The sequence below is a fragment of the Neisseria viridiae genome (genome assembly GCF_962747995.1).
Classification (GTDB): domain Bacteria; phylum Pseudomonadota; class Gammaproteobacteria; order Burkholderiales; family Neisseriaceae; genus Neisseria; species Neisseria viridiae.
The window spans coordinates 32,250-55,074 of record NZ_CAUJAJ010000002.1 but is presented as its reverse complement, the minus strand read 5'-3'; the positions used below and the strand labels follow the sequence as shown (position 1 = coordinate 55,074).

General features: G+C 53.8%; 19 protein-coding genes. 13 read left to right on the top strand and 6 right to left on the bottom strand.

The window, feature by feature from the left end; translation table 11 throughout:
* Positions 1–55 precede the first annotated feature (55 nt).
* Positions 56–1,231, bottom strand: coding sequence for a MacA family efflux pump subunit (locus Q9J79_RS02145; protein WP_301912415.1), 1,176 nt, complete (start codon positions 1,229–1,231; stop codon positions 56–58).
* Between the two features lie 225 nt (positions 1,232–1,456).
* Here Q9J79_RS02145 and Q9J79_RS02140 point away from each other — a divergent pair, with 225 nt between their 5' ends.
* Complete coding sequence (locus Q9J79_RS02140; RefSeq protein WP_301912414.1) at positions 1,457–1,846, top strand: type IV pilin protein; 390 nt, start codon at positions 1,457–1,459, stop codon at positions 1,844–1,846.
* A 282-nt stretch (positions 1,847–2,128) separates the two neighbouring features.
* A complete protein-coding gene (gene adhP, locus Q9J79_RS02135; protein WP_301912413.1) occupies positions 2,129–3,175 on the top strand; it encodes an alcohol dehydrogenase AdhP in 1,047 nt (348 codons plus the stop codon).
* Positions 3,176–3,250: 75 nt separating this feature from the next.
* Here adhP and smc read toward each other — a convergent pair whose 3' ends face one another.
* A complete protein-coding gene (gene smc / locus Q9J79_RS02130; protein WP_301912412.1) occupies positions 3,251–6,736 on the bottom strand; it encodes a chromosome segregation protein SMC in 3,486 nt (1,161 codons plus the stop codon).
* Between smc and Q9J79_RS02125 the strand changes: the two genes are divergently transcribed.
* The 3 genes from Q9J79_RS02125 (at position 6,720) to Q9J79_RS02115 (ending at position 9,563) form a co-directional block, all read left to right on the top strand.
* On the top strand, positions 6,720–6,989 hold the full coding sequence (locus tag Q9J79_RS02125) for a hypothetical protein (protein WP_301912410.1): 270 nt from the start codon (positions 6,720–6,722) through the stop codon (positions 6,987–6,989). The genes smc and Q9J79_RS02125 overlap by 17 nt on opposite strands.
* Positions 6,986–7,708, top strand: coding sequence for a UDP-2,3-diacylglucosamine diphosphatase (lpxH, locus tag Q9J79_RS02120; RefSeq protein WP_301912409.1), 723 nt, complete (start codon positions 6,986–6,988; stop codon positions 7,706–7,708). The genes Q9J79_RS02125 and lpxH overlap by 4 nt, the downstream gene beginning before the upstream one ends.
* Positions 7,709–7,976: 268 nt before the next feature.
* Positions 7,977–9,563, top strand: coding sequence for an L-lactate permease (locus Q9J79_RS02115; RefSeq protein WP_107863359.1), 1,587 nt, complete (start codon positions 7,977–7,979; stop codon positions 9,561–9,563).
* A 167-nt stretch (positions 9,564–9,730) separates the two neighbouring features.
* Here Q9J79_RS02115 and Q9J79_RS02110 read toward each other — a convergent pair whose 3' ends face one another.
* Positions 9,731–9,934: a zinc-finger domain-containing protein gene (locus Q9J79_RS02110; RefSeq protein WP_002241191.1), complete on the bottom strand. Its 204-nt coding sequence runs from the start codon at positions 9,932–9,934 to the stop codon at positions 9,731–9,733.
* Between the two features lie 115 nt (positions 9,935–10,049).
* On the opposite strand from Q9J79_RS02110, the gene Q9J79_RS02105 reads away from it, so the two are divergent.
* On the top strand, positions 10,050–10,547 hold the full coding sequence (locus Q9J79_RS02105; RefSeq protein WP_301912408.1) for a DNA-mimic protein DMP19: 498 nt from the start codon (positions 10,050–10,052) through the stop codon (positions 10,545–10,547).
* 81 nt (positions 10,548–10,628) lie between these two features.
* A complete protein-coding gene (locus Q9J79_RS02100) occupies positions 10,629–11,822 on the top strand; it encodes an amino acid aminotransferase (protein WP_301912407.1) in 1,194 nt (397 codons plus the stop codon).
* A gap of 561 nt (positions 11,823–12,383) precedes the next feature.
* Here Q9J79_RS02100 and hemC read toward each other — a convergent pair.
* Positions 12,384–13,319, bottom strand: a complete 936-nt coding sequence (hemC, locus tag Q9J79_RS02095) for a hydroxymethylbilane synthase (RefSeq protein WP_301912406.1) — start codon at positions 13,317–13,319, stop codon at positions 12,384–12,386.
* A gap of 119 nt (positions 13,320–13,438) precedes the next feature.
* On the opposite strand from hemC, the gene ybeY reads away from it, so the two are divergent.
* Positions 13,439–13,954, top strand: a complete 516-nt coding sequence (ybeY, locus tag Q9J79_RS02090; protein ID WP_301912405.1) for an rRNA maturation RNase YbeY — start codon at positions 13,439–13,441, stop codon at positions 13,952–13,954.
* A gap of 1 nt (position 13,955) precedes the next feature.
* On the top strand, positions 13,956–14,780 hold the full coding sequence (locus tag Q9J79_RS02085; RefSeq protein WP_301912404.1) for a CorC family transporter: 825 nt from the start codon (positions 13,956–13,958) through the stop codon (positions 14,778–14,780).
* A 66-nt stretch (positions 14,781–14,846) separates the two neighbouring features.
* Here the strand turns inward: Q9J79_RS02085 and nhaC are convergent, their stop codons facing one another.
* On the bottom strand, positions 14,847–16,226 hold the full coding sequence (gene nhaC, locus Q9J79_RS02080) for a Na+/H+ antiporter NhaC (RefSeq protein ID WP_301912403.1): 1,380 nt from the start codon (positions 16,224–16,226) through the stop codon (positions 14,847–14,849).
* 681 nt (positions 16,227–16,907) lie between these two features.
* On the bottom strand, positions 16,908–18,131 hold the full coding sequence (locus tag Q9J79_RS02075; protein ID WP_301912402.1) for a sugar MFS transporter: 1,224 nt from the start codon (positions 18,129–18,131) through the stop codon (positions 16,908–16,910).
* Between the two features lie 205 nt (positions 18,132–18,336).
* Here Q9J79_RS02075 and Q9J79_RS02070 point away from each other — a divergent pair, with 205 nt between their 5' ends.
* The 4 genes from Q9J79_RS02070 (at position 18,337) to Q9J79_RS02055 (ending at position 22,785) form a co-directional block, all read left to right on the top strand.
* Positions 18,337–18,750 carry a YqaA family protein gene (locus Q9J79_RS02070; protein WP_301912401.1) on the top strand — a complete coding sequence of 138 codons (414 nt, stop codon included), beginning with the start codon at positions 18,337–18,339 and terminating at the stop codon, positions 18,748–18,750.
* 45 nt (positions 18,751–18,795) lie between these two features.
* Entirely contained in the window at positions 18,796–19,425 is a 630-nt protein-coding gene (gene nth / locus Q9J79_RS02065) for an endonuclease III (RefSeq protein WP_127203072.1), read from the top strand.
* A 137-nt stretch (positions 19,426–19,562) separates the two neighbouring features.
* Positions 19,563–21,062, top strand: a complete 1,500-nt coding sequence (locus tag Q9J79_RS02060) for a DegQ family serine endoprotease (protein ID WP_301912400.1) — start codon at positions 19,563–19,565, stop codon at positions 21,060–21,062.
* A gap of 202 nt (positions 21,063–21,264) precedes the next feature.
* Positions 21,265–22,785 (top strand): Na+/H+ antiporter NhaC family protein, encoded by a 1,521-nt coding sequence (locus Q9J79_RS02055; protein WP_301912398.1) that lies wholly within the window; start codon positions 21,265–21,267, stop codon positions 22,783–22,785.
* Positions 22,786–22,825: the final 40 nt, after the last annotated feature.

The window sequence follows — 22,825 nt, the reverse complement described above, 5'->3', positions numbered from 1 at the left end:
AGTATGATAAATGCCGTCTGAAACCGTTTCCGTGTTCAGACGGCATATTCGTTTATCAGCGCGGCGGTCCGCCCATGACGCGTTCGCTGCTTTCCTGTTGCTCGGCGGCGGTCATTTCGGAGATAACCACTTTGTCCCCCTCTTTCAAACCGCTTTTCACTTCGGTATTCATACTGTCTTTCATACCGGTCCGGATTTCGCGTTCCACTGCTTTGCCGTCTGCACCCAACACGCGTACGAACGCCTTGCCGCCGCGATTTTTCACGGTCAGTGACGGAATAATCAGCACATTTTTCACACCGTCGATTTCAACCGTATTCTGCGTCGTCATCCCCGTGGCGAGTTTGCCGTCCGGATTGGGCACAAACGAACGGGCATAATAATAGACCGCATTGGAAGCCGTATCCGTACTGCTGTTGTAGCCGCCCGACGACATCGTGGTCAGCCCGGGGTCGACGCTGTCGAGCTTCGCCTTAATCGGCGTATCCGGTTCGGACAAAATCGTAAACGAAATATCCTGCCCCGCCTTCACCTTGGTAATATCGCCCTCGGCAATCTGCATTTTGTTCAACATCATATCCAAATTGGCAAGCTGGATAATCGTCGGTGCGGACTGCGCCGCGTTCACAGTCTGCCCTTCTTCCACGGGAATCGCCACCACCGTGCCGTCCATCGTCGCGGTAATGCGCGTGTAGCCCAATTCCGACTCGGCGGTATTGATGGAAATTTTGCTCTGTCTGATTAGAGCCTTCAGCTCGGCAACATTGGCTTTGGCGGCGGCAAGCGCATCCTGCGCGCTTTCCAAATCTTCTTTAGAGGTCGCATCATCCTTCCATAACGCCACCTGGCGTTTGTATTTCTTCTCCGCGCTGCCCAATGCAATCTGTGCCGACACCAGCTTCGCCTGATACGTTTCCAATTTGGATTTTTCCATATTGAGCGTGTTGGTCTGCGAGGTCGAATTGATTTCCGCAATCAAATCGCCCTTTTTGACCTGTTGCCCGAGCCGGACATAAAGTTTCTTAATCTGCCCCGATGCCTGCGCGCCGACCGATACCAGATTCGACGGCGAAATCTCACCTGTCGCAGAAACCGTCCGGCTGATGTCGCCACGCCTGACCGTTTCCGTAATATAAGAAACCTGCGGCTCGGGCTTCAGATAAGACCATCCGCCCCAAACCGCTGCCGCCGCGACTGCCGCAACAGCCGCCCATTTCATCATTTTTGCCATATTTTCAATTCTCTGTATGCGCCAATCCCATAAATCGGAAGCGGATTCTACCGCAAGTCCCTGCCCCATCCAAGGAGGCAAACTGCCGACAATAAAAATAACCATTTGTTTTAAATGGCTTATACAATCTGCTTTCCCTAAAATTTCAATCTGTTTACATATTCCGCCATTTCCGATACGGCGTTATAATGCCGCCGACCGATAAACAAATGGAAACACATTGCTATGAAAAACGTTCAAAAAGGCTTCACGCTGCTCGAGCTGCTGATTGCCGTCGCCATCCTCAGCATCCTGACGCTCATCGCCTACCCTTCTTATAAAGCCTACACCCGGCGCATCCGCCTGTCGGAAGTCAAATCCACCCTGCTGATGAACGCGCAAAACTTGGAGCGTTACTACCGCCAAAAAGGGACGTTTGACAACTACGACCCAAAAAAACTGAAACAAAACAAATATTTCAACATTACCTTAAGCAAAGTCAACCCCGACCACTTCACCCTTCAGGCCGTCCCCGATCCGACGACCAACGAAGGCGAAACCTGCATCGTCACGCTCAACGACGGCGGCACACTTTCCGCCGCCGGCAACGGACAATCCTGCCCGGACTTCGACTGATCCTCCGCCGAACCCGCAAACCCGTAAAAATGCCGTCTGAAGCTGTGTTCAGACGGCATTTTTGCGGGTTTCCCGTCCGGTTTTTTCAAACTGAAAACCTGCCGCCCCTTATCCGGCAACCGTCCGGATGCTGCGCCTTTCCAAGCCGTTATAGTATAACATATAACCCATATTTTTCAACAACATACTATTTGACCCGCAAGATGCGGAAGCGTATGCTTACCCTTATATCGGACAACATTCCGTTTACAGGTTTTTTTACCGTAACTAAGGAGCGCAATCATGAAAATGCAGGCAGTTGTTGTGAATAAAAATGTAGCGGGCGATGTGGAAGTAGTCGAACGCGAGGTTCGCCCGTTGGAATACGGCGAGGCGTTGGTGGAAGTCGAATATTGCGGCGTGTGCCACACCGACCTGCACGTTGCGGCAGGCGACTACGGCGAAAAACCGGGCCGCGTGTTGGGACACGAAGGCATCGGTTTGGTTAAAGAAGTTGCCGACGGTGTGAAAAATCTGAAAGTCGGCGACCGCGTCAGCATCGCCTGGCTGTTCCAAAGCTGCGGCTCGTGCGAATACTGCAACACCGGCCGCGAAACCCTGTGCCGTTCCGTATTGAACGCGGGCTACACCGCCGACGGCGGTATGGCGACCCACTGCATCGTCAATGCGGACTACGCCGTCAAAGTCCCCGACGGACTCGACCCCGCCCAAGCGTCCAGCATTACCTGCGCCGGCGTTACCTGCTACAAAGCCGTGAAAGTGTCCGGCGTGCGTCCGGGACAGTGGATTGCCATCTACGGCGCGGGCGGTTTGGGCAACTTGGGTGTCCAATACGCGAAAAAAGTGTTCGGCGCGCACGTTGCCGCCATCGACATCAACGATGAAAAACTGGCGTTTGCCAAAGAAACCGGCGCGGATTTGGTTGTCAACGCCGCCAAAGAAGACGCTGCCAAAGTGATTCAGGAAAAAACCGGCGGCGCGCACGCTGCGGTCGTAACCGCCGTATCTGCCGCCGCATTCAACTCTGCCGTGGATTGCGTCCGTGCTGGCGGACGTGTGGTTGCCGTCGGACTGCCGCCGGAATCGATGGATTTGTCTATCCCGCGTTTGGTTTTGGACGGCATCGAAGTGGTCGGCTCTTTGGTCGGCACGCGCAAAGATTTGGAAGAAGCCTTCCAATTCGGCGCGGAAGGTTTGGTTGTGCCGAAAGTCCAACTGCGTGCTTTGGATGAAGCACCCGCCATTTTCCAAGAAATGCGCGAAGGCAAAATCACCGGCCGTATGGTGATCGATATGAAAAAAGAATGCGGCTGCGGCCATCGTCACTGATTTGACGTGGCGGTACACATCAAAATGCCGTCTGAACGCTGTTCAGACGGCATTTTTGACATCCGTACTCGTCGTTCAGGCAGATTCTGCCATTTCCAATGCCTGCTTGATGTCCACGGCGACGACGCGCGATACGCCTTTTTCCTGCATCGTTACGCCGACGAGCTGCTCTGCCATTTCCATGGTCAGGCGGTTGTGGGAGATGTAGAGGAACTGGGTTTGCGCCGACATTTCTTTGACCAGGTTGCAGAAACGCGAGGTGTTGGCGTCGTCCAACGGGGCATCGACTTCGTCCAGAAGGCAGAACGGAGCGGGGTTGAGGCTGAACAGGGCGAACACGAGGCTCATCGCGGTGAGGGCTTTTTCGCCGCCGGAGAGGAGGTGGATGGTGCTGTTTTTCTTGCCGGGCGGGCGCGCCATGATGGACACGCCGGCGGTCAGAAGGTCGTCGCCTATCATTTTGAGGGTGGCTTCGCCGCCGCCGAACAGGGTCGGGAAGAAGGTTTGGACTTTGCCGTTGACGGCGTCGAAGGTCTCTTTGAAACGCGCTTTGGTTTTATCGTCGATTTGGGCGATGGCTTCTTCCAAAAGGGTAATGGCTGCCTGCACGTCTTCGCTCTGGCTGCGGTAGTAGCCGTCGCGTTCGCGCGCTTCTTCGAGTTCTTGCAGGGCGGCGAGGTTGACCGCGCCGAGTGCTTCGATTTGTTGCGAAAGGCTGCCGATGCTGCTGTTCAATACTTTCGGCGATTCTTTTGCCAACGCTTCGAGCGCGTCCAAATCGGCGGCGCGTTCGGTCAGGTTTTGATGGTAGCGTTTGGCGTTGATCAGGGCTTCCTGCTGCTGCAATAGGGCGGTTTGGGTAGCGGCCTGAAGCTGCGGCAGCTTGGTTTGCAGGGTTTGTACGCGGGCGTATTGCTCCCTGCCCTGTTCCTGAATCTGCGCGAGTTTTTCCTGCACGGCGATGTATTCTTCGTCCAGCGTGTGTACGGCTTCGGTCAGCTCGTCGAGCTTGATGTGCTGCTCGTCGTTTTGGAACTCGGTTTCATAGGCAAGGGCAAGCTCTTGCTGGCGTTCCTGCCAGTCTAGGGTTTGCTGTTCGAGCCGGGCGATTTGCTGCCGGTAGTTTTGTTTTTGCTGGTTGAGCTTGTGAACGGCGACTTCGGCCAGCCCGTATTGGCGGTTGGCTTCCAACAGGGCAAGCTGCGCCTGTTTCAGACGGCCTTGCTGCTCTTGGCGGCTGTGCGCGGCGGTTTGCTGCTGGTGTTCGAGTTCGGCGGCGGCTTCCTGCAAAATGGCGATGTCGTCTGAAAGCCCGTCGGACGTGTGTTGCAACACGGTCTGCTCTTCCGCCAACTGCGCCAGTTCGCGCTCGATGTGTTCGCGGCGGATTTGCCCTTGGTTGGTGCGCGCCAGAAGTTCGGCGGCGTGTTGCTGCGCCTGGCTGTATTGGCGCGTGTGCTGCTGTTGCTGCTGCATCAGGTTTTTGTGTTGCGTCTCAGACGAGCGCACGGCGGCTTCCGCCTGTTTGAACGCGGCTTCGGCGGCGAAAAGTTCGGGGGCGAGGTTTTCCAGTTCGGAAGCGATGCCGTCGAGGCGCGCTTTTTGGGCAATCAGGCTTTCCTGCGCGGGTTTGGCATAGAGCAGGACGCTGACTTTATCGACCTGATGGCCTTCGGGCGTGAGCCAGATTTGGTGTGCGCCCAAATCACTTTGATGCGCGAGGGCGTAGCTCAAATCGGGCGCGCACAATACGCCGTCGAGCCAGTGGTGCAATGCCGTCTGAAACGGCGGCTGAGCTTGGATTTGGTTCAGCAATGCCTGTACGGGCAGGGATTTTTTGATGCCGCCGGAGAGGTCGTCTGAAAGCCATGCCGCCTGCCCCTGCGGCAACGGCGCGGGCGGCACGAAGCCAGACGGCACGGCGCGGGCGTGCAGGCGTTCGGCAAGGATGACGGACAAGGCGTGTTGCCACTCGGCGGGCGCGGTGATATGTTGCCACAGTTGCGGCGCGGCGGCGTGGTCGGTTGCCTGCCAGAAGTCGGCGGCTTCCTGCTGTTGCGACAGGATTTGCGACAACGCCTGCTGCTGCGCCTGCAAGGTGATGTGTTGCTGTTTCAGGCTTTGGAAGCGGTCTGAGGCCGTCTGAAACGCCTGGCGGGCGGCGTGTAAGGCTTCTTCGGCGGCAATGATTTGTTCTTCGTAATGCTCTTGCCGGTTTTGCAACAAGGCGGCGGCTTCCTGCGCGGCGGCGGTTTCGGCTTCGTCGGGCAGGTTTAAGGCTTGGTTTTCCTGTTTCAGACGACCTTTGCGCTCTTCGTGCTTGGCAACGGTTTGTTCGGCATGGGCAAGCTGCTGCTGCTTCAACGCCAGTTCGCGGCGGATACGGTTTGCCTCGTCCTGCCGGGTTTGGAAGGCGGCGTTGAGCGTGGCTTGGGCTTCTTCCAATTCGGGCAGACGCTCTTCGTGTTCGGCAACCTGCATCGCCCATTCCGCCAACTCGGTTTGCTTTTCTTCGGCCTGCAACTCGTTTTCTTCAAGCTGTACGCGGATTTGCTGCTGCTCCTGATGGATGCGCTGCATCTGCGCCTGCGCCGCCTGTTTGTCGCGTTCGATGCGTTGGTGCAGGTTTTGCTGATGGCGGATTTGCTCTTCCAAACGGGCAATCTGCTCGCGCAACACGCCGCGTTTGTTGCTCAATTCGTGCACCGCCTGTTGCTGCGACTGTTCAGCGGCTTGCAAGGCGTGTACTTCGTCGTTTAACGCCTGAACCTGCGCGGCGGTTTCGTCCTGCTGCGCCTGCAAAGACTGATGCTGCGCGGTCGCCTTGTCGGCGGCGGCAAGCGATTGCTGCCATTGGGCGTAATCGAGCAAATCCTGTTGCCGGTTCAACTGCGCGGTCAGGGATTTGTAGCGTTCGGCAGTTTCTGCCTGTTTTTCCAGCTTTTCCACCTGACGCGCCAACTCGTTCTGCAAATCGCCCAAACGCTGCAAATGCTCGCGCGTGTCTTTCAGACGGCCTTCCGTCTCCTTGCGGCGTTCCTTATATTTGGACACGCCCGCCGCCTCCTCGATATAGGCACGCAACTCCTCCGGCCGCGCTTCGATGATGCGCGAAATCATCCCCTGCTCGATAACGGCATAACCGCGCGCGCCCACGCCCGTACCCAAGAACAAATCGGTAATGTCGCGGCGGCGCACGGTCTGATTGTTGATGAAATAAGTCGATTCGCCCTGACGAGTCAGCTGCCGCTTGATGCTCACTTCGGCATACTGCCCCCACGCTCCCTGCAAACTGTGGTCGCTGTTGTCAAACACCAGCTCCACCGAAGCTCTTGGCGCAGGACGGCGCGTTGCCGCACCGTTAAAAATCACGTCCTGCATACTCTCGCCGCGAAGCTGCTTCGCCGAAGCCTCGCCCAATACCCAGCGCACCGCGTCAATCACATTCGACTTGCCGCAGCCGTTGGGCCCGATAACCGCGACAAGCTGCCCCGGCACATAAATCGTGGTCGGGTCGGTAAAAGATTTGAAGCCGGAGAGTTTGATGTGGGTCAGGCGCATAATGGTCGGAAAAAATAAAAAAGAAGCGTATTTTAACGGAAATCTCGCCGCACCACCCCATATCTTTCCGGCAAAACCTTACCGCATCCTACGCCCGCGATGCCGTCTGAAGCCTTCAGACGGCATTTTTAACGCGCCCGAACCCCGGTTCCGCCAATGCCCGATGCTTGGCGCGGCATTTGCCGTATTGCCCCGCCGCCGGGCGCGTTATAATCCGCTACGACATCCGCCCGATTTGGAAACCTGCCTATGAAACCCGCCTATTTCATCTCCGACCTGCATTTGAGCGAAAAGCACCCCAAACTGACCGCGCTGCTGCTGCGTTTTTTACGTTCTTCCGCCGCCGGGCAGGCGCGGGCGGTTTATATTTTGGGCGATTTGTTTGATTTCTGGGTGGGCGATGACGAAGTTTCCGAGTTGAATACTTCGATTGCGCGGGAAATCAGGAAATTGTCCGACAAAGGCGTTGCCGTGTTCTTTGTCAGGGGTAACCGCGACTTCCTGATCGGTCAGGATTTTTGCCGGCGTGCGGGCATGACGCTGCTGCCGGATTACTCGGTTTTGGACTTGTTCGGCTGCAAAACCCTCATCTGCCACGGAGACACATTATGCACCGACGACAGGGCATACCAACGTTTCCGCAAAATCGTGCATCGGAAGCGGCTGCAAAAACTGTTCCTGATGCTGCCTCTGAAGTGGCGCACACGCCTTGCCGCCAAAATCAGGCGTGTCAGCAAAATGGAAAAACAGGTCAAGCCCGCCGATATTATGGATGTCAATGCCGCCTTTACCGCGCGGCAGGTTCGCGCCTTCGGTGCGGAAAGGCTGATACACGGGCACACCCACCGCGAGCATATCCATCACGAAAACGGCTTTACCCGCATCGTTTTGGGCGACTGGCACGGCAGTTATGCCTCGATTCTGCGTGTGGACGGGGACGGCGCGGTATTCGTGCCGCTGGAAAAATGCTGAAAATGCCGTCTGAAGCCTTTCGGGCGGCTTTTTTTACACGCCCCTTTCCCACACTCCCTCCGCCGCATCATCACCATCCTTAACCCGCATTAATAGCCATTATCGATAAAATGCTTGACCGATTACATAAGATTACGTAAAGTGTGCAAACGCATAATAATTGGTCTTACCAATTTATCTTTTAACCAAAATATCGGGTGTGCGGGATTTGAACGTCTTTCCAAACCTCGACGCGCCTTATGATGCAAATGCCTAAAAAGGATTCGTTATGGCACTTTTCCTCAGCATATTCCCCATCGTCCTGCTGATTTGGCTGATGGTGAAAAAAAACAGTATGCCTTCCTACGTCGCGCTGCCGATTACCGCAGTGCTGATTTACGCCATCAAACTTTTCTACTTCGGCGATGCGGGAATGCTGCTCAACGCCACCGCCGCTTCCGGCCTCGTCAAAACGCTCACGCCGATTACCGTGATTTTCGGCGCGATTATGTTCAACCGTATGATGGAAACCACGGGCTGCATCGATGTCATCCGCAAATGGTTGGCGACCATCAGCCCGAACCCCGTAGCGCAACTGATGATTATCGGCTGGTCGTTTGCCTTTATGATTGAAGGCGCGTCCGGCTTCGGTACACCTGCCGCGATTGCCGCGCCGATTCTGATGAGCTTGGGCTTCAATCCGTTGAAAGTAGCGATTTTCACTTTGGTGATGAACTCCGTCCCCGTCTCTTTCGGTGCGGTCGGTACGCCGACTTGGTTCGGTTTTGCACCGCTGAACCTGAGTGCCGAAGACATACTCGCCATCGGCAGGCAGACCGGCGTGATGCACTTCTTCGCAGGTTTCGTCATCCCCGTTATCGGCTTGAGTTTTATCGTACCTTGGTCTGAAATCCGCAAAAACTTAGGCTTCGTCGCCATTGCCGTTTTCTCCTGTACCCTTCCCTATGTCGCATTGGCAATGGTCAACGAAGAATTTCCTTCTTTGGTTGCCGGCGCAATCGGTCTGATGTTTTCCGTATTTGCAGCTAATAAAGGCTGGGGCTTGAGCAAAGACCACGCCAAAGACCCGAATGCCGAAAAAGTGCCGTTCGCCCAAGTCGCCAAAGCACTCGCCCCTTTGGGTATGCTGATCGGTATGCTGGTGGTTACGCGCATCAAACAGATCGGCATCAAAGGCATTTTGACCAGCAAAGAAGAATGGTTCAGCTTCCAACTGCCGTTTGATTTGTCCAAAATTACCGTCAGCGACTCCCTGACGATTACCTTCGGCAATATTTTCGGACAAGATGTCAGCGCATCTTACCAAACGCTGTACGTCCCGGCTTGGATTCCGTTTGTCTTTACCGTTTGGATCTGCATCCTGCTGTATAAGACCAAATTCAAAGATGCTTGGACGATTTATGCCGTAACCTTCAATCAAACCAAAAAACCGCTGCTTGCCCTGATGGGCGCGCTGATTATGGTTCAGCTGATGCTGGTCGGCGGCGACAATTCGATGGTGAAAATCATCGGTAAGGAATTTGCCGCAATGGCGGGCGAACACTGGGTTTATTTCTCGCCGTATCTGGGCGCGATCGGCGCGTTCTTCTCCGGTTCCAACACCGTGTCCAACCTGACTTTCGGCCCGATTCAGCAGCAAATCGCACTGGATACCGGCCTGTCCGTTACCCTGATTCTGGCGTTGCAATCCGTCGGCGGCGCGATGGGCAATATGGTGTGCCTCAACAACATCATCGCCGTATGTACCGTATTGGACGTGAAAAATTCCGAAGGTGCGATTATCAAGAAAACCGTTATCCCGATGGCGATTTACGGCGTGATTGCCGTCGTCGTGGCAATGATTTTCTTCCTCTAGGCGAAACGCCGCCATCCATAGCGGCAGCACGCGGGGAACGGAAACCGCCGTTCCCCGTCTGGGCGGTGCGTCGGGCAGAATCTCGGTGCCGGAACAGCCCACCCCACCAAACAAATGCCGTCTGAAACCGGAAAAGGCTTCAGACGGCATTTTTCCGCCGTTTGCATTCAGGCGTAATGATGATGCGGCATCTTTCCGTCAAGGCGGTAGCGCGTGCCGCAATACGGGCAGGCAACGCTGCCCGACTCTCCTTCGCCCAAAGGCAAAAACACCCTCGGATGTCCGTTCCACTGCTCGTTGTCCGGTCCCGAGCAATACAGCGGCAGATTTTCCGGCAACACGGAAATTTCCTGCGGATTCAGATTGTCCATTTGATTTTCCTTTGCGTGGTTGACGTGCGCCCATTTTACGCCATCGGCAGGCTAAAGGATATTTTCGGCGCAAAGCCGCAATCCGCTATAATCCCCACTTTTCAGACGGCATACCATGACTGCGCTTACCCTTCCGGAAGACATCCGCCAACAAGAACCATCCGTTCTGCTCTACACCCTCGTTTCCGCCTACCTCGAACACACCGCCCAAACCGGCGACGAATCCCTCTCCTGCCTGTCCGACGACCAGCACACGCTGACCGCATTCTGCTACCTCGACAGCCAAGTCGAAGAAGGCGGCTTCGTGCAGCTTATCGCATCCGGCTACGGAGAATACATTTTCCGCAACCCGCTTGCCGACAGCCTGCGCCGCTGGAAAATCAAAGCCGTGCCGAAAGTCTTGGACAAAGCCAAAGCCCTCTACGAACAACACGGCGAAACCATCGAAACGCTTGCCGACGGAGGCGCAGACATCGAATCCCTGCGCAAACAGTTCCCCGACTTTGAAGAATGGGACGGCGCATACTACGAAGCCGCCGAACAAGACCTGCCCCTGCTTGCAGAACACATACGGTCAAACTGGGAAACCTTCACCCATATCGGGCAGGCGTGATTGCGTCTGTTTCCAGCCCGTGTAAAACAGCGTAAAATCGGCAAACCCGAATGACCTTCCGTCCCCATCAAGGAGCAAGCCATGTTCTTCAACCATATCGAAGCCGCCCCCGCCGATCCGATTCTCGGTTTGGGCGAAGCATTCAAAGCCGAAACCCGCCCCGAAAAAGTCAACCTCGGCATCGGCGTTTATAAAGACGCATCCGGCGCGACACCCATTGTCAAAGCCGTCAAAGAGGCTGAAAAACGCCTGTTGGAAAGCGAAACCACCAAAAACTACCTGACCATCGACGGCGTTGCCGACTACAACGAGCAAACCCAAATCCTGCTGTTCGGCAAAGACCACGAAATCATTGCCAGCCGCCGCGCCAAAACAGCGCAAAGCCTCGGCGGTACAGGCGCATTGCGTATTGCGGCCGAGTTTGCCAAACGTCAGTTGAACGCGCAAACCATCTGGATTTCCAATCCGACTTGGCCAAACCACAACGCCATCGCCAAGGCGGTCGGTATCCAAGACCAACCTTATCGCTACTATGATGCCGCCAAACACGGTTTGGATTGGGACGGTATGATTGAAGATTTGAACCAAGCGCAAAAAGGCGACATCGTCCTGCTGCACGGCTGCTGCCACAACCCTACCGGCATCGACCCTACGCCCGAACAATGGGAAACGTTGGCAAAACTTTCTGCCGAAAAAGGCTGGCTGCCGCTGTTTGACTTTGCCTACCAAGGCTTCGGCAACGGTCTGGAAGAAGATGCCTACGGCTTGCGCGTGTTCTTGAAACACAATACAGAATTGCTGATTGCCAGCTCTTATTCCAAAAACTTCGGTATGTACAACGAGCGCGTCGGCGCGTTCACTTTAGTGGCCGAAGATGAAGCAACCGCCGCCCGCGCCCACAGCCAAGTCAAAACCATCATCCGTACCTTGTATTCCAATCCGGCTTCACACGGTGCGAACACTATTGCGCTGGTGTTGAAAAATGATGATTTGAAAGCCCAATGGATTGCCGAACTCGATGAAATGCGCGGCCGCATCAAAGCCATGCGCCAAAAATTTGTCGGGTTGCTCAAAGCCAAAGGTGCAAGCCAAGACTTTGATTTCATTATCGAACAAAACGGCATGTTCTCTTTCAGCGGTCTGACTCCCGAACAAGTCGACCGCCTGAAAAACGAGTTTGCCATTTATGCCGTCCGCTCCGGCCGCATCAACGTTGCCGGCATTACCGACGACAACATCGATTATCTGTGCGAAAGCATCGTAAAAGTACTGTAAAAGTACTGTAAAAGTACTGTAAAAGTACTGTAAAAGTACTGTAAAAAGCGCAGCCATATGAAAATGCCGTCTGAACCTCAACCAGTTCAGACGGCATCTGTTTTTTTGTTAAAAAACAATAAACTATAACAATTTCAAACAAGCTGAAAACATCTATAAAACCAACCCAATATGATGAACTCAAATAAAAATACGAATATCATCATTCTCAAATTCAAAATTTGAACGCCACCGTATTATCCGAAGCCACAAAAACCTTTCCGCCGTCATTCCCGCGCAGGCGGGAATCCGGGAACCCAATGCTGTAAGAATTGATTAGAAACAACTGAAACCGAGCAAAATGGATTCCCGCCTGCGCGGGAATGACGAAATAAGGCGAGCAAAACTGATGAAACAAATCAATTAATTAATTATTAAAAACAATAACTTATATTATTTTCTTTATAGTGGATTAACAGAAATCAGGACAAGGCGACGAAGCCGCAGACAGTACAGATAGTACGGCAAGGCGAGGCAACGCCGTACTGGTTTTTGTTAATCCACTATAAATTTTCGATAAAATCAATTTTCCGTATTCAATACTGCCCCAATCAATTCCTGCGCACCGTCGTCCGCCAATTTCTTAGCGACTGCGCGTCCGAGCGCGTCGGCGTATTCGGCAGGTGCTTGCGCGTCCGCCTGCAAAATGATCGAACCGTCAGGATGACCGACCAAGCCGCGCAAGGTCAGCAAGCCGTTTTCTTCCGTGCAATACGCGGCCAGCGGCACTTGGCAGCTTCCGCCCAAAGCGCGCGCCAAAGCGCGTTCTGCCGTAACGCAGGCGTGTGTGGTATCGTGGTTTAACGGCTTTAAGACTTCGTACAAATCTTCGCGGTGCGCTGCAATTTCAATACCCAATGCGCCTTGTCCGGCTGCAGGCAGGCTGTCGGATTCCGACAAAATCATGCGGATGCGTTCATCCAATTCCAGACGCTGCAAACCGGCGGCAGCCAAGATAATTGCGTCGTATTCGCCGTTATCGAGTTTAGACAAACGGGTTTGCACATTGCCGCGCAAAGGTTTGATAAGCAAATGCGGATAGCGCGCACGCAACTGGGCTTCGCGGCGCAGGCTGGATGTGCCTACGATCGCGCCTTTGGGCATTTCTTCCAAACGCGCGTATTGGTTGGACACAAACGCGTCAAACGGATTGGCGCGTTCGCCGATGGCCGCAAGCGCGAAACCTTCAGGCAAATCCATCGGTACGTCTTTAATCGAATGCACGGCTAAGTCGGCCCGGCCGTCATACAAAGCCTGCTCCAACTCTTTGACAAACAAGCCTTTACCGCCGATTTTTGACAAAGTTCTGTCCAAAATCTGGTCGCCGCGTGTGGTCATGCCCAAAATCTCGACTTCGCAATCAGGATACAGGGCTTTCAGACGGCCTTGGATATGTTTTGCCTGCCACATGGCAAGCAGGCTTTCGCGACTGGCAATAACGAGTTTTTTCGGGTTCATGTTCAATGCGTTCAAAGAATGGAAACGGCGTGAAGTCTATCATATTTTGAACGTTTCTTCAGACGGCATGAGGGTGAATATGTTATATTTACGCCCAAAAACCAAATTTTTCGGACAACATGAAACGCGCCAAACAATATCCTTTTTTATCCTTACAGCGGCAACGTTTTCATCTGAACTTTGAAAACGCCTCTTCCGCCGCCAACCTTCCAAGCGAACGCGATTTCTACCGCTGGGCGTGGTCTGCCTTGAAAAACGGATACCGCCGCGCCGACATCAGCCTGATTCTTCTGGACGAAGAAGAAGCCCGCGCCTACAACCGCGACTACCGCGGCAAAGATTACGCCACCAATGTCTTGAGTTTCGCGCTCAACGAAGGCGAAATCCTGCCCGACCAGTTTTCAGACGGCCTGTATGGCGATTTGGTGATTTGCCCGCAAGTGGTTTTGAAAGAAGCCGCCGAACAAGGCAAAACACCCGAGCAGCATTTTGCCCACCTGACCATACACGGTACTTTACACCTGATGGGCTACGACCACATCGAAGACGATGAAGCCGAAATAATGGAAGCCGAAGAAATCCGCCTGATGCTGGCGGCAGGCTTCCCCAACCCCTACCAAGAGGACGAATATTAAAATGGACGGTACGCAGTCGAAACCCAAGTTTTTCGAACGCCTGATCTCCCGACTTGCCGGCGAGCCCGACTCCGCCGAAGACGTATTGACCCTGTTGCGCCAAGCGCACGAACAGGAAGTTTTTGATGCCGACACACTGACCCGGCTGGAAAAAGTATTGGACTTTGCCGAGCTAGAAGTGCGTGATGCCATGATTACGCGCAGCCGTATGAACGTATTGAAAGAAAACGACAGCATCGAGCGCATCACCGCCTACATCATCGAAACCGCCCATTCGCGTTTCCCCGTCATCGGCGAAGACAAAGACGAAGTTTTGGGCATTTTGCACGCCAAAGACCTGCTCAAATATATGTTTAACCCCGAGCAGTTCCACCTGAAATCCGTCTTGCGCCCTGCCGTTTTCGTTCCCGAAGGCAAATCTTTGACCGCCCTTTTAAAAGAGTTCCGCGAACAGCGCAACCATATGGCGATTGTCATCGACGAATACGGCGGCACGTCGGGTTTGGTCACCTTTGAAGACATCATCGAGCAAATCGTCGGCGAAATCGAAGATGAGTTTGACGAAGACGACAGCGCCGACAATATCCATGCCGTTTCTTCCGAACGCTGGCGCATCCACGCCGCAACCGAAATCGAAGACATCAACGCCTTTTTCGGTACGGAATACAGCAGCGAAGAAGCCGATACCATCGGCGGCCTGGTCATTCAAGAGTTGGGACATCTGCCCGTGCGCGGCGAAAAAGTCCTTATCGGCGGTTTGCAGTTCACCGTCGCCCGCGCCGACAACCGCCGCCTGCATACACTGATGGCAACACGCGTAAAATAAAGTTTGCCCTATAAAACAAATGCCGTCTGAACCCGATACGGTTTCAGACGGCATTTCCCTAACCGGCTACTTCCTGCTCAAGGTCAGCCCCGTCCAACCGAATAACAGGGTCAACACCAAGCTCAAATAACAGAAAAAGGCATAAGGCAGATATTCCCAGACCGGCACACCCAGCGCATGGCTGATAAATACGCCGCACACGCTCCACGGCACGAGCGGGTTGATAACCGTACCCGCATCTTCGAGCGTGCGCGACAGGTTGCGCGAATGCAGGCCGAGCTTATCGTAAACAGGTTTGAACGTTTCACCCGACAACAAAATACTCAAATATTGCTCTCCAATCAGGAAGTTCACTCCAACCGAAGTCATGGCGACGCTGAACGTCGCGCGTCCGGCATTCGTCAAAAAGCTGCGGACGGCATCCAGCAAGGAAGGAATCGCGCCCAGCGCAAACAGCAGCCCGCCCAAACTCATCCCGAGAATCACGATGGTTTGCGTGAAAAACATACTTTCCAAGCCGCCGCGCGAAATGAGTTTGGCGATGTCTTTAAACGCTTCGCCTTCGAGTTTGTAGCCGCCGTAAAACCACGCGCCGAGCTGACGCAGATCGGGCGTGCTGTGCAGATACGTTACCGCAACGGCGGCAATGACGGTAAAGAGCATGGCGACGACGGCGTTGACGCGCATCAATGCCAAAACGACCAACAGTGCAAACGGAATCAGCGAATAGCCGTGCACCAATCCCGTAGCTTCAAGCTGGCTGCGGAAGGATTCGACGCTGCCCATATCGTATGCGGCGACATTCGGCAAAAGCCAAAGCATCAGTGCCGCGCTGATGAGCCATGCGGGGATAGTGGTGTACATCATATTTTTGATGTGCTCAAACAAGTCGATGCCGACGATGGACGCGGAAATGCCCGTCGTATCCGAAAGCGGGGACATTTTGTCGCCAAAAAATGCGCCCGAAACAATCGCGCCCGCCGTCATCGCCATATCGGCATGAAACGCCGCCGCCATCCCCATAAAGGCAACGCCGACCGTAGCGCAGGTGGTCAGGCTGCTGCCGATGGACACGCCGATGACGGAACACAGCGCGAAGGCGGAAAAATAAAAATAAGTCGGGGAAATCAGTCCGAAACCGTAATACATCAGCGTCGGAATCGCGCCGCTCATCATCAGCGCGCTGACCATCAGCCCGATGAAGAAAAACAGGTAAATCGCGCCCATACCCTGATTCAACGCACCTATCATCCCTGCCTGCATATCGTTGTATTTCAAACCGCGCGCCAAGCCGTACAAAATCAGCACGACGATGGCGGCAATAATGGACATATGCGGCAGCCACTCCAATGAAATGATGGTATAGCCCATCGCGGCAATCAGAGCGACGACGACGGCAAGTGCCTCACCGCGCGGCATATCGAGTAAGGATTTGAAAGCAAACATGATTCTTTGCCCGATTTGATATAAAGTTAACGGATTCTAACACACCATACCGAATCCGCCCGACGTTTTCAGACGGCATTTTAGCGTTTTACAAAAGCCGGGCAGAAACAAAACGGCAATTTTCTCAATTTAAATTAATTTTTTTGAAATATAATTTTTTATTTTTTTGTTTGTTGGCATATAAGACTTTTATGGATTAAAGTATAGTGGATTAAATTTAATCCACTATAAATTCGTCATTCCCGCAAAAACAGAAAAACAAAAACCTAAAGTCCCGTCATTCCCGCGCAGACGGGAATCCGTTTTTTTAAGTCTCGGTTGTTTCTGATAAATTCTTGCAGCTTTGAGTTCCTAGATTCCCGCTTTCGCGGGAATGACGGCGGAGAGGTGCTGTTTTTCCGATAAATTCCTGCCGCTCTTCGTTTTTGGATGGCGGGAAATATAGTGGATTAACAAAAATCAGGACAAGGCGACGAAGCCGCAGACAGTACAAATAGTACGGAACCGATTCACTTGGTGCTTCAGCACCTTAGAGAATCGTTCTCTTTGAGCTAAGGCGAGGCAACGCTGTACTGGTTTTTGTTAATCCACTATATTAAAACCTCGGCACACACGCCGCAAACACCGGTACGCAAAAATGCCGTCTGAAAGGTGTTCAGACGGCATTTCTCAAGAAAAAGATTATTTGTCCGCCCTATATCCGTACACCGCAAAAAACACGATATACAGGTAACAGATAACGGAAACGACAAACGAAGACATCAGGGTGTAAGTATCCGCCGCCCAACCTTGAATCACCGGCACGACCGCACCGCCGACAATCGCGGTACACAGCACACCGGAAGCCGCGTTGGTGAATTTGCCCAACCCTTTGGTTGCCAAAGAGAAAATCGTCGGGAACATAATTGAGTTGAAAAAACCGATGGCAAGCAGCGACCACATCGCCACATCCGCATTGCCGCTGCCCGTCGCCATCGCAACGGCAAGCAGCACGACCGCAGCCGATGCGTTAAACGCCAGATAGCGGTTGGGCGCGAATTTCGCCATTACTGCCGAACCGAGGAAACGTCCGACCATCGCGCCGCCCCAATAGAACGACAGGTAATGCGCGGCAGAGGCGTGGTTCAGCCCTTTCAGATAACCCAATACGTTGACCATCAGCGAACCGATGGAGACTTCCGCACCGACGTAGCAGAAAATGCCTGCCGCACCGAACACGAGATGTTTGTATTGCCATACGCCGGTTTTGCCGTCGTGGTTATGCGCACTTTCCTCGGCGGCAATTTTTTGCGCGTCGGGCAGGCGGATCATTTTCACGAAAACGGCAAGGATAATCAACAGCCCCGCCAGTCCCAAATAGGGAATCTGTACGGAAGAAATCTGTTCCGCCTTGCTGACGGTTTGGGTTGCGTCTGCCAGAATCAGGAACGCGCCGATTTGAGGCGCAATGGTCGTACCCAAAGAGTTAAACGCCTGAACCAGCGTCAGCGTTGCCGATTCCTTACCCGGTTTCGCCAGCAGGGTAACATAAGGATTACCGGCGACCTGAAGCAGCGTTACGCCGGAAGCCAAAATAAACAACGCGCCCAAAAATACCGCGTAAGAATGGCTGCCCGCAGCAGGATAAAACAGCAGGCATCCGGCCGCCGTCAGCAGAAAGCCGCCGACAACGCCGTTTTTATAGCCGACTTTACCCACCAGCGTACCCATGGGAATCGACATCACCGCATAGGCGGTAAAGAAACAGAATTGAATCAGCATCGCCTGAACGTAAGTCAGGTCGAAAATTTCTTTCAAATGAGGGATAAGGATGTCGTTCATGCAGGTAATAAAACCCATCATGAAGAACAGCGTGGTCAAGACGACCAACGGGGACGTATGGTTGTTTTGTGATTGCGCAGACATGATTTGCCTTTCATTTTATTGGAATACATTGCACGGTTCGGACGGCAAAAATTGACATTCTTCAAGGGCGGCGTGAATCATACTGACATTTCACAAATTTGCAAGCCGTCGGCATATCCTTGCCGGACAACATCCGCTATTATCCCGACAAGCACGCCGACGCTGTATTTTTTCAATCCTCATTTTGATTTATCACAAACCGTACATGACCGTTTTTTCCGCCTACGCCGCACTCGCCTTTTCCGCCTTCACTTCCGCCACCCTCCTGCCCGGCACATCGGAAGCCGCCTTTGCCCTATTCGTCCACCGCTTTTCCGAACATGCATACGGCGCGTTGCTGTGCGCCGGCCTTGCCAACGGATTGGGCAGTATGGTTTCCTATTGGATGGGGCGTTTGCTGCCTTCCCGAAAAATGCCGTCTGAAAAAACAATCAGGATAATGAAGCGTTACGGCGTATGGCTGCTTGCGTTTGCCTGGCTGCCCGTCATCGGCGACGCACTGCCGCTTGCCGCCGGCTGGCTGCGGTTGAATCCGTGGACAAGCGGGCTGATGCTGGTTATCGGCAAAACGGCGCGTTACGCCTTCATTCTGTGGGGAATGCAATATTACGCCGCCTGAACCATACGTTATAATGCCGAACACACAAACCCACCGTATAAAAAAATGAACAGACACATCCGCCAAGAAATTTTCGAACGCTTCCGCGCCGCCAACCCCCATCCGACCACCGAGCTGAATTTCAACTCCCCTTTCGAGCTTTTAATCGCCGTTCTGCTTTCGGCGCAGGCGACCGACGTCGGCGTGAACAAGGCGACGGCGAAACTGTTTCCGGTTGCCGATACGCCGCAGGCGATGCTGGATTTGGGCTTGGACGGCGTGATGGAATACACGAAAACCATCGGGTTATATAAAACCAAGTCCAAGCACATCATGCAGACCTGCCGCATCCTGCTGGAAAAATACAACGGCGAAGTGCCGGAAGACCGCGAGGCTTTGGAATCGTTGCCGGGCGTGGGGCGCAAAACGGCAAACGTGGTATTGAACACGGCGTTCGGCCATCCCGTTATGGCGGTCGATACGCATATTTTCCGCGTGTCCAACCGAACCAAAATCGCACCCGGAAAAGACGTTCGCGAAGTCGAAGACAAACTGATGCGCTTCATTCCTAAAGAGTTCCTGATGGACGCGCACCACTGGCTCATCCTGCACGGACGCTACACCTGCAAGGCACTCAAACCGCAATGCCAAACCTGCATCATCAACGATTTGTGCGAATATCCTGCCAAAACCTGACCGCCGCCGCCCTTCAAAATGAAATGCTTGAAAATTCGGACGGACGTTGTAGAATTTCAACCTATGCCGTCTGAAGCCGACAAAATGCGCTTCAGACGGCATTGAAGTCAATATCGGCACAACACAAAGGACGAAACGTGTTCAAAAAATACCAATACCTCGCTTTGGCAGCACTGTGTGCCGCCTCGCTGGCAGGCTGCGACAAGGCAGGCAGCTTTTTCGGTGCGGACAAAAAAGAAGCACCCTTCGTAGAACGCATCGAACACACCAAAGACGACGGCAGCGTCAGTATGCTGCTGCCCGACTTTGCCCAACTGGTGCAAAGCGAAGGTCCGGCAGTCGTCAATATTCAGGCAGCCCCCGCCCCGCGCACCCAAAACGGCAGCGGCAATGCCGAAAACGATTCCGACCCGATTGCCGACAACGACCCGTTCTACGAATTTTTCAAACGCCTCGTCCCGAATATGCCCGAAATCCCCCAAGAAGAAGCAGATAACGGTGGATTGAACTTCGGTTCGGGCTTCATCATCAGCAAAGACGGCTATATTCTGACCAATACGCACGTCGTTACCGGCATGGGCAGCATCAAAGTCCTGCTCAACGACAAGCGCGAATATACTGCCAAGCTCATCGGCTCGGATGTCCAATCCGATGTCGCCCTTCTGAAAATCGATGCAACGGAAGAGCTGCCCGTCGTCAAAATCGGCAATCCCAAAGATTTGAAACCCGGCGAATGGGTAGCCGCCATCGGCGCACCCTTCGGCTTCGACAACAGCGTTACCTCCGGCATTGTGTCCGCCAAAGGCAGAAGCCTGCCCAACGAAAGCTACACACCCTTCATCCAAACCGACGTTGCCATCAATCCGGGCAACTCCGGCGGTCCGCTGTTCAACCTGAAAGGACAGGTCGTCGGCATCAATTCGCAAATATACAGCCGCAGCGGCGGATTTATGGGCATTTCCTTCGCCATCCCGATTGACGTTGCCATGAATGTTGCCGAACAACTGAAAAACACCGGCAAAGTCCAACGCGGGCAACTGGGTGTCATCATTCAGGAAGTATCCTACGGCTTGGCGCAATCGTTCGGTCTGGATAAAGCCAGCGGCGCATTGATTACCAAAATCCTTCCCGGCAGCCCCGCAGAACGTGCAGGCTTACAGGCAGGCGACATCATACGCAGCCTCAACGGAGAAGAAATACGTTCTTCCGGAGACCTTCCCGTTATGGTCGGCGCCATTACGCCGGGAAAAGAAGTCAGCCTCGGCGTATGGCGCAAAGGCGAAGAAATCACAATCAAAGTCAAGCTGGGCAACGCCGCCGAGCATACCGGCGCATCATCCAAAACAGATGAAGCCCCCTACACCGAACAGCAGTCCGGTACGTTCTCGGTCGAATCCGCAGGCATTACCCTTCAGACACATACCGACAGCAGCGGCGGACACCTCGTCGTCGTACGGGTTTCCGATGCGGCAGAACGCGCAGGCTTGAGGCGCGGCGACGAAATTCTTGCCGTCGGGCAAGTCCCCGTCAATGACGAAGCCGGTTTCCGCAAAGCGATGGACAAGGCAGGCAAAAACGTCCCCCTGCTGGTCATGCGCCGTGGCAACACGCTGTTCATCGCATTAAACCTGCAATAACACACATAATTTAACCAAAATATTTTTTAAATGATAAAATGCCAGTCAATACCGATTAACGGGCATTTTACAAAAATCAGTTGGCTGATTTTAAACAAATATTTTTTACAACAAAAAATATTTCCGCCCATTTTGCCAACAAAACCCAAACCGGAGGCGGACAGATACCCTCCCATCCGGACGCTTGACACCCCCATAAACCATGCAGCTGATTGACTATTCACATTCATTTTTCTCGGTTGTGCCACCCTTTTTGGCACTGGCACTTGCCGTCATTACCCGTCGCGTACTGCTGTCTTTAGGCATCGGTATTTTGGTCGGCGTTGCCTTTTTGGTCGGCGGCAACCCCGTCGACGGTCTGACACACCTGAAAGATATGGTCGTCGGCTTGGCTTGGTCAGACGGCGATTGGTCGCTGGGCAAACCAAAAATCTTGGTTTTCCTGATACTTTTGGGCATTTTCACTTCACTGCTGACCTACTCCGGCAGCAATCAGGCGTTTGCCGACTGGGCAAAACGGCACATTAAAAACCGGCGCGGCGCGAAAATGCTGACCGCCTGCCTCGTGTTCGTAACCTTTATCGACGACTATTTCCACAGCCTCGCCGTCGGTGCGATTGCCCGCCCCGTTACCGACAAGTTCAAAGTTTCCCGCGCCAAACTCGCCTACATCCTCGACTCCACCGCCGCGCCCATGTGCGTGCTGATGCCCGTTTCAAGCTGGGGCGCGTCGATTATCGCCACGCTTGCCGGATTGCTCGTTACCTACAAAATCACCGAATACACGCCGATGGGGACGTTTGTCGCCATGAGCCTGATGAACTATTACGCACTGTTTGCCCTGATTATGGTGTTCGTCGTCGCATGGTTTTCCTTCGACATCGGCTCGATGGCACGTTTCGAACAAGCCGCTTTGAACGAAACCCATGATGAAACCGCCGTTTCAGACGGCAGCCGGGGCAGGGTTTACGCATTGATTATTCCCGTTTTGGCCTTAATCGCCTCAACGGTTTCCGCCATGATCTACACCGGCGCGCAGGCAAGCGAAACCTTCAGCATTTTGGGGGCATTTGAAAATACCGACGTAAACACTTCGCTGGTCTTCGGCGGCACTTGCGGTGTGCTTGCCGTCGTCCTCTGCACGCTCGGCACGATTAAAACCGCCGACTATCCCAAAGCCGTTTGGCAGGGTGCGAAATCCATGTTCGGCGCAATCGCCATTTTAATCCTCGCTTGGCTCATCAGTACGGTTGTCGGCGAAATGCACACCGGCGATTACCTCTCCACACTGGTTGCGGGCAACATCCATCCCGGCTTCCTGCCCGTCATCCTCTTCCTGCTCGCCAGCGTAATGGCGTTTGCCACCGGCACAAGCTGGGGGACGTTCGGCATCATGCTGCCGATTGCCGCCGCCATGGCGGTCAAAGTCGATCCCTCACTGATTATCCCGTGTATGTCCGCCGTGATGGCGGGGGCGGTATGCGGCGACCACTGTTCGCCCATCTCCGACACGACCATCCTGTCTTCCACCGGCGCGCGCTGTAACCACATCGACCACGTTACCTCGCAACTGCCTTACGCCTTGACGGTTGCAGCCGCAGCCGCATCGGGCTACCTCGCATTGGGTCTGACAAAATCCGCGCTGTTGGGCTTTGGCACGACAGGCATTGTATTGGCGGTGCTGATTTTTCTGTTGAAAGATAAAAAACGCGCCAACGCCTGACCCCTTTCCCTGTTCAGACGGCATATGCCGTCTGAAGCTT

Coding starts and splice junctions, on each gene's coding strand:
- Q9J79_RS02145 (WP_301912415.1), bottom strand. CDS start 1,231: ATGGCAAAAATGATGAAATGGGCGGCTGTTGCGGCAGTCGCGGCGGCA.
- Q9J79_RS02140 (WP_301912414.1), top strand. CDS start 1,457: ATGAAAAACGTTCAAAAAGGCTTCACGCTGCTCGAGCTGCTGATTGCC.
- adhP (WP_301912413.1), top strand. CDS start 2,129: ATGAAAATGCAGGCAGTTGTTGTGAATAAAAATGTAGCGGGCGATGTG.
- Q9J79_RS02125 (WP_301912410.1), top strand. CDS start 6,720: ATGTGGGTCAGGCGCATAATGGTCGGAAAAAATAAAAAAGAAGCGTAT.
- smc (WP_301912412.1), bottom strand. CDS start 6,736: ATGCGCCTGACCCACATCAAACTCTCCGGCTTCAAATCTTTTACCGAC.
- lpxH (WP_301912409.1), top strand. CDS start 6,986: ATGAAACCCGCCTATTTCATCTCCGACCTGCATTTGAGCGAAAAGCAC.
- Q9J79_RS02115 (WP_107863359.1), top strand. CDS start 7,977: ATGGCACTTTTCCTCAGCATATTCCCCATCGTCCTGCTGATTTGGCTG.
- Q9J79_RS02110 (WP_002241191.1), bottom strand. CDS start 9,934: ATGGACAATCTGAATCCGCAGGAAATTTCCGTGTTGCCGGAAAATCTG.
- Q9J79_RS02105 (WP_301912408.1), top strand. CDS start 10,050: ATGACTGCGCTTACCCTTCCGGAAGACATCCGCCAACAAGAACCATCC.
- Q9J79_RS02100 (WP_301912407.1), top strand. CDS start 10,629: ATGTTCTTCAACCATATCGAAGCCGCCCCCGCCGATCCGATTCTCGGT.
- hemC (WP_301912406.1), bottom strand. CDS start 13,319: ATGAACCCGAAAAAACTCGTTATTGCCAGTCGCGAAAGCCTGCTTGCC.
- ybeY (WP_301912405.1), top strand. CDS start 13,439: ATGAAACGCGCCAAACAATATCCTTTTTTATCCTTACAGCGGCAACGT.
- Q9J79_RS02085 (WP_301912404.1), top strand. CDS start 13,956: ATGGACGGTACGCAGTCGAAACCCAAGTTTTTCGAACGCCTGATCTCC.
- nhaC (WP_301912403.1), bottom strand. CDS start 16,226: ATGTTTGCTTTCAAATCCTTACTCGATATGCCGCGCGGTGAGGCACTT.
- Q9J79_RS02075 (WP_301912402.1), bottom strand. CDS start 18,131: ATGTCTGCGCAATCACAAAACAACCATACGTCCCCGTTGGTCGTCTTG.
- Q9J79_RS02070 (WP_301912401.1), top strand. CDS start 18,337: ATGACCGTTTTTTCCGCCTACGCCGCACTCGCCTTTTCCGCCTTCACT.
- nth (WP_127203072.1), top strand. CDS start 18,796: ATGAACAGACACATCCGCCAAGAAATTTTCGAACGCTTCCGCGCCGCC.
- Q9J79_RS02055 (WP_301912398.1), top strand. CDS start 21,265: ATGCAGCTGATTGACTATTCACATTCATTTTTCTCGGTTGTGCCACCC.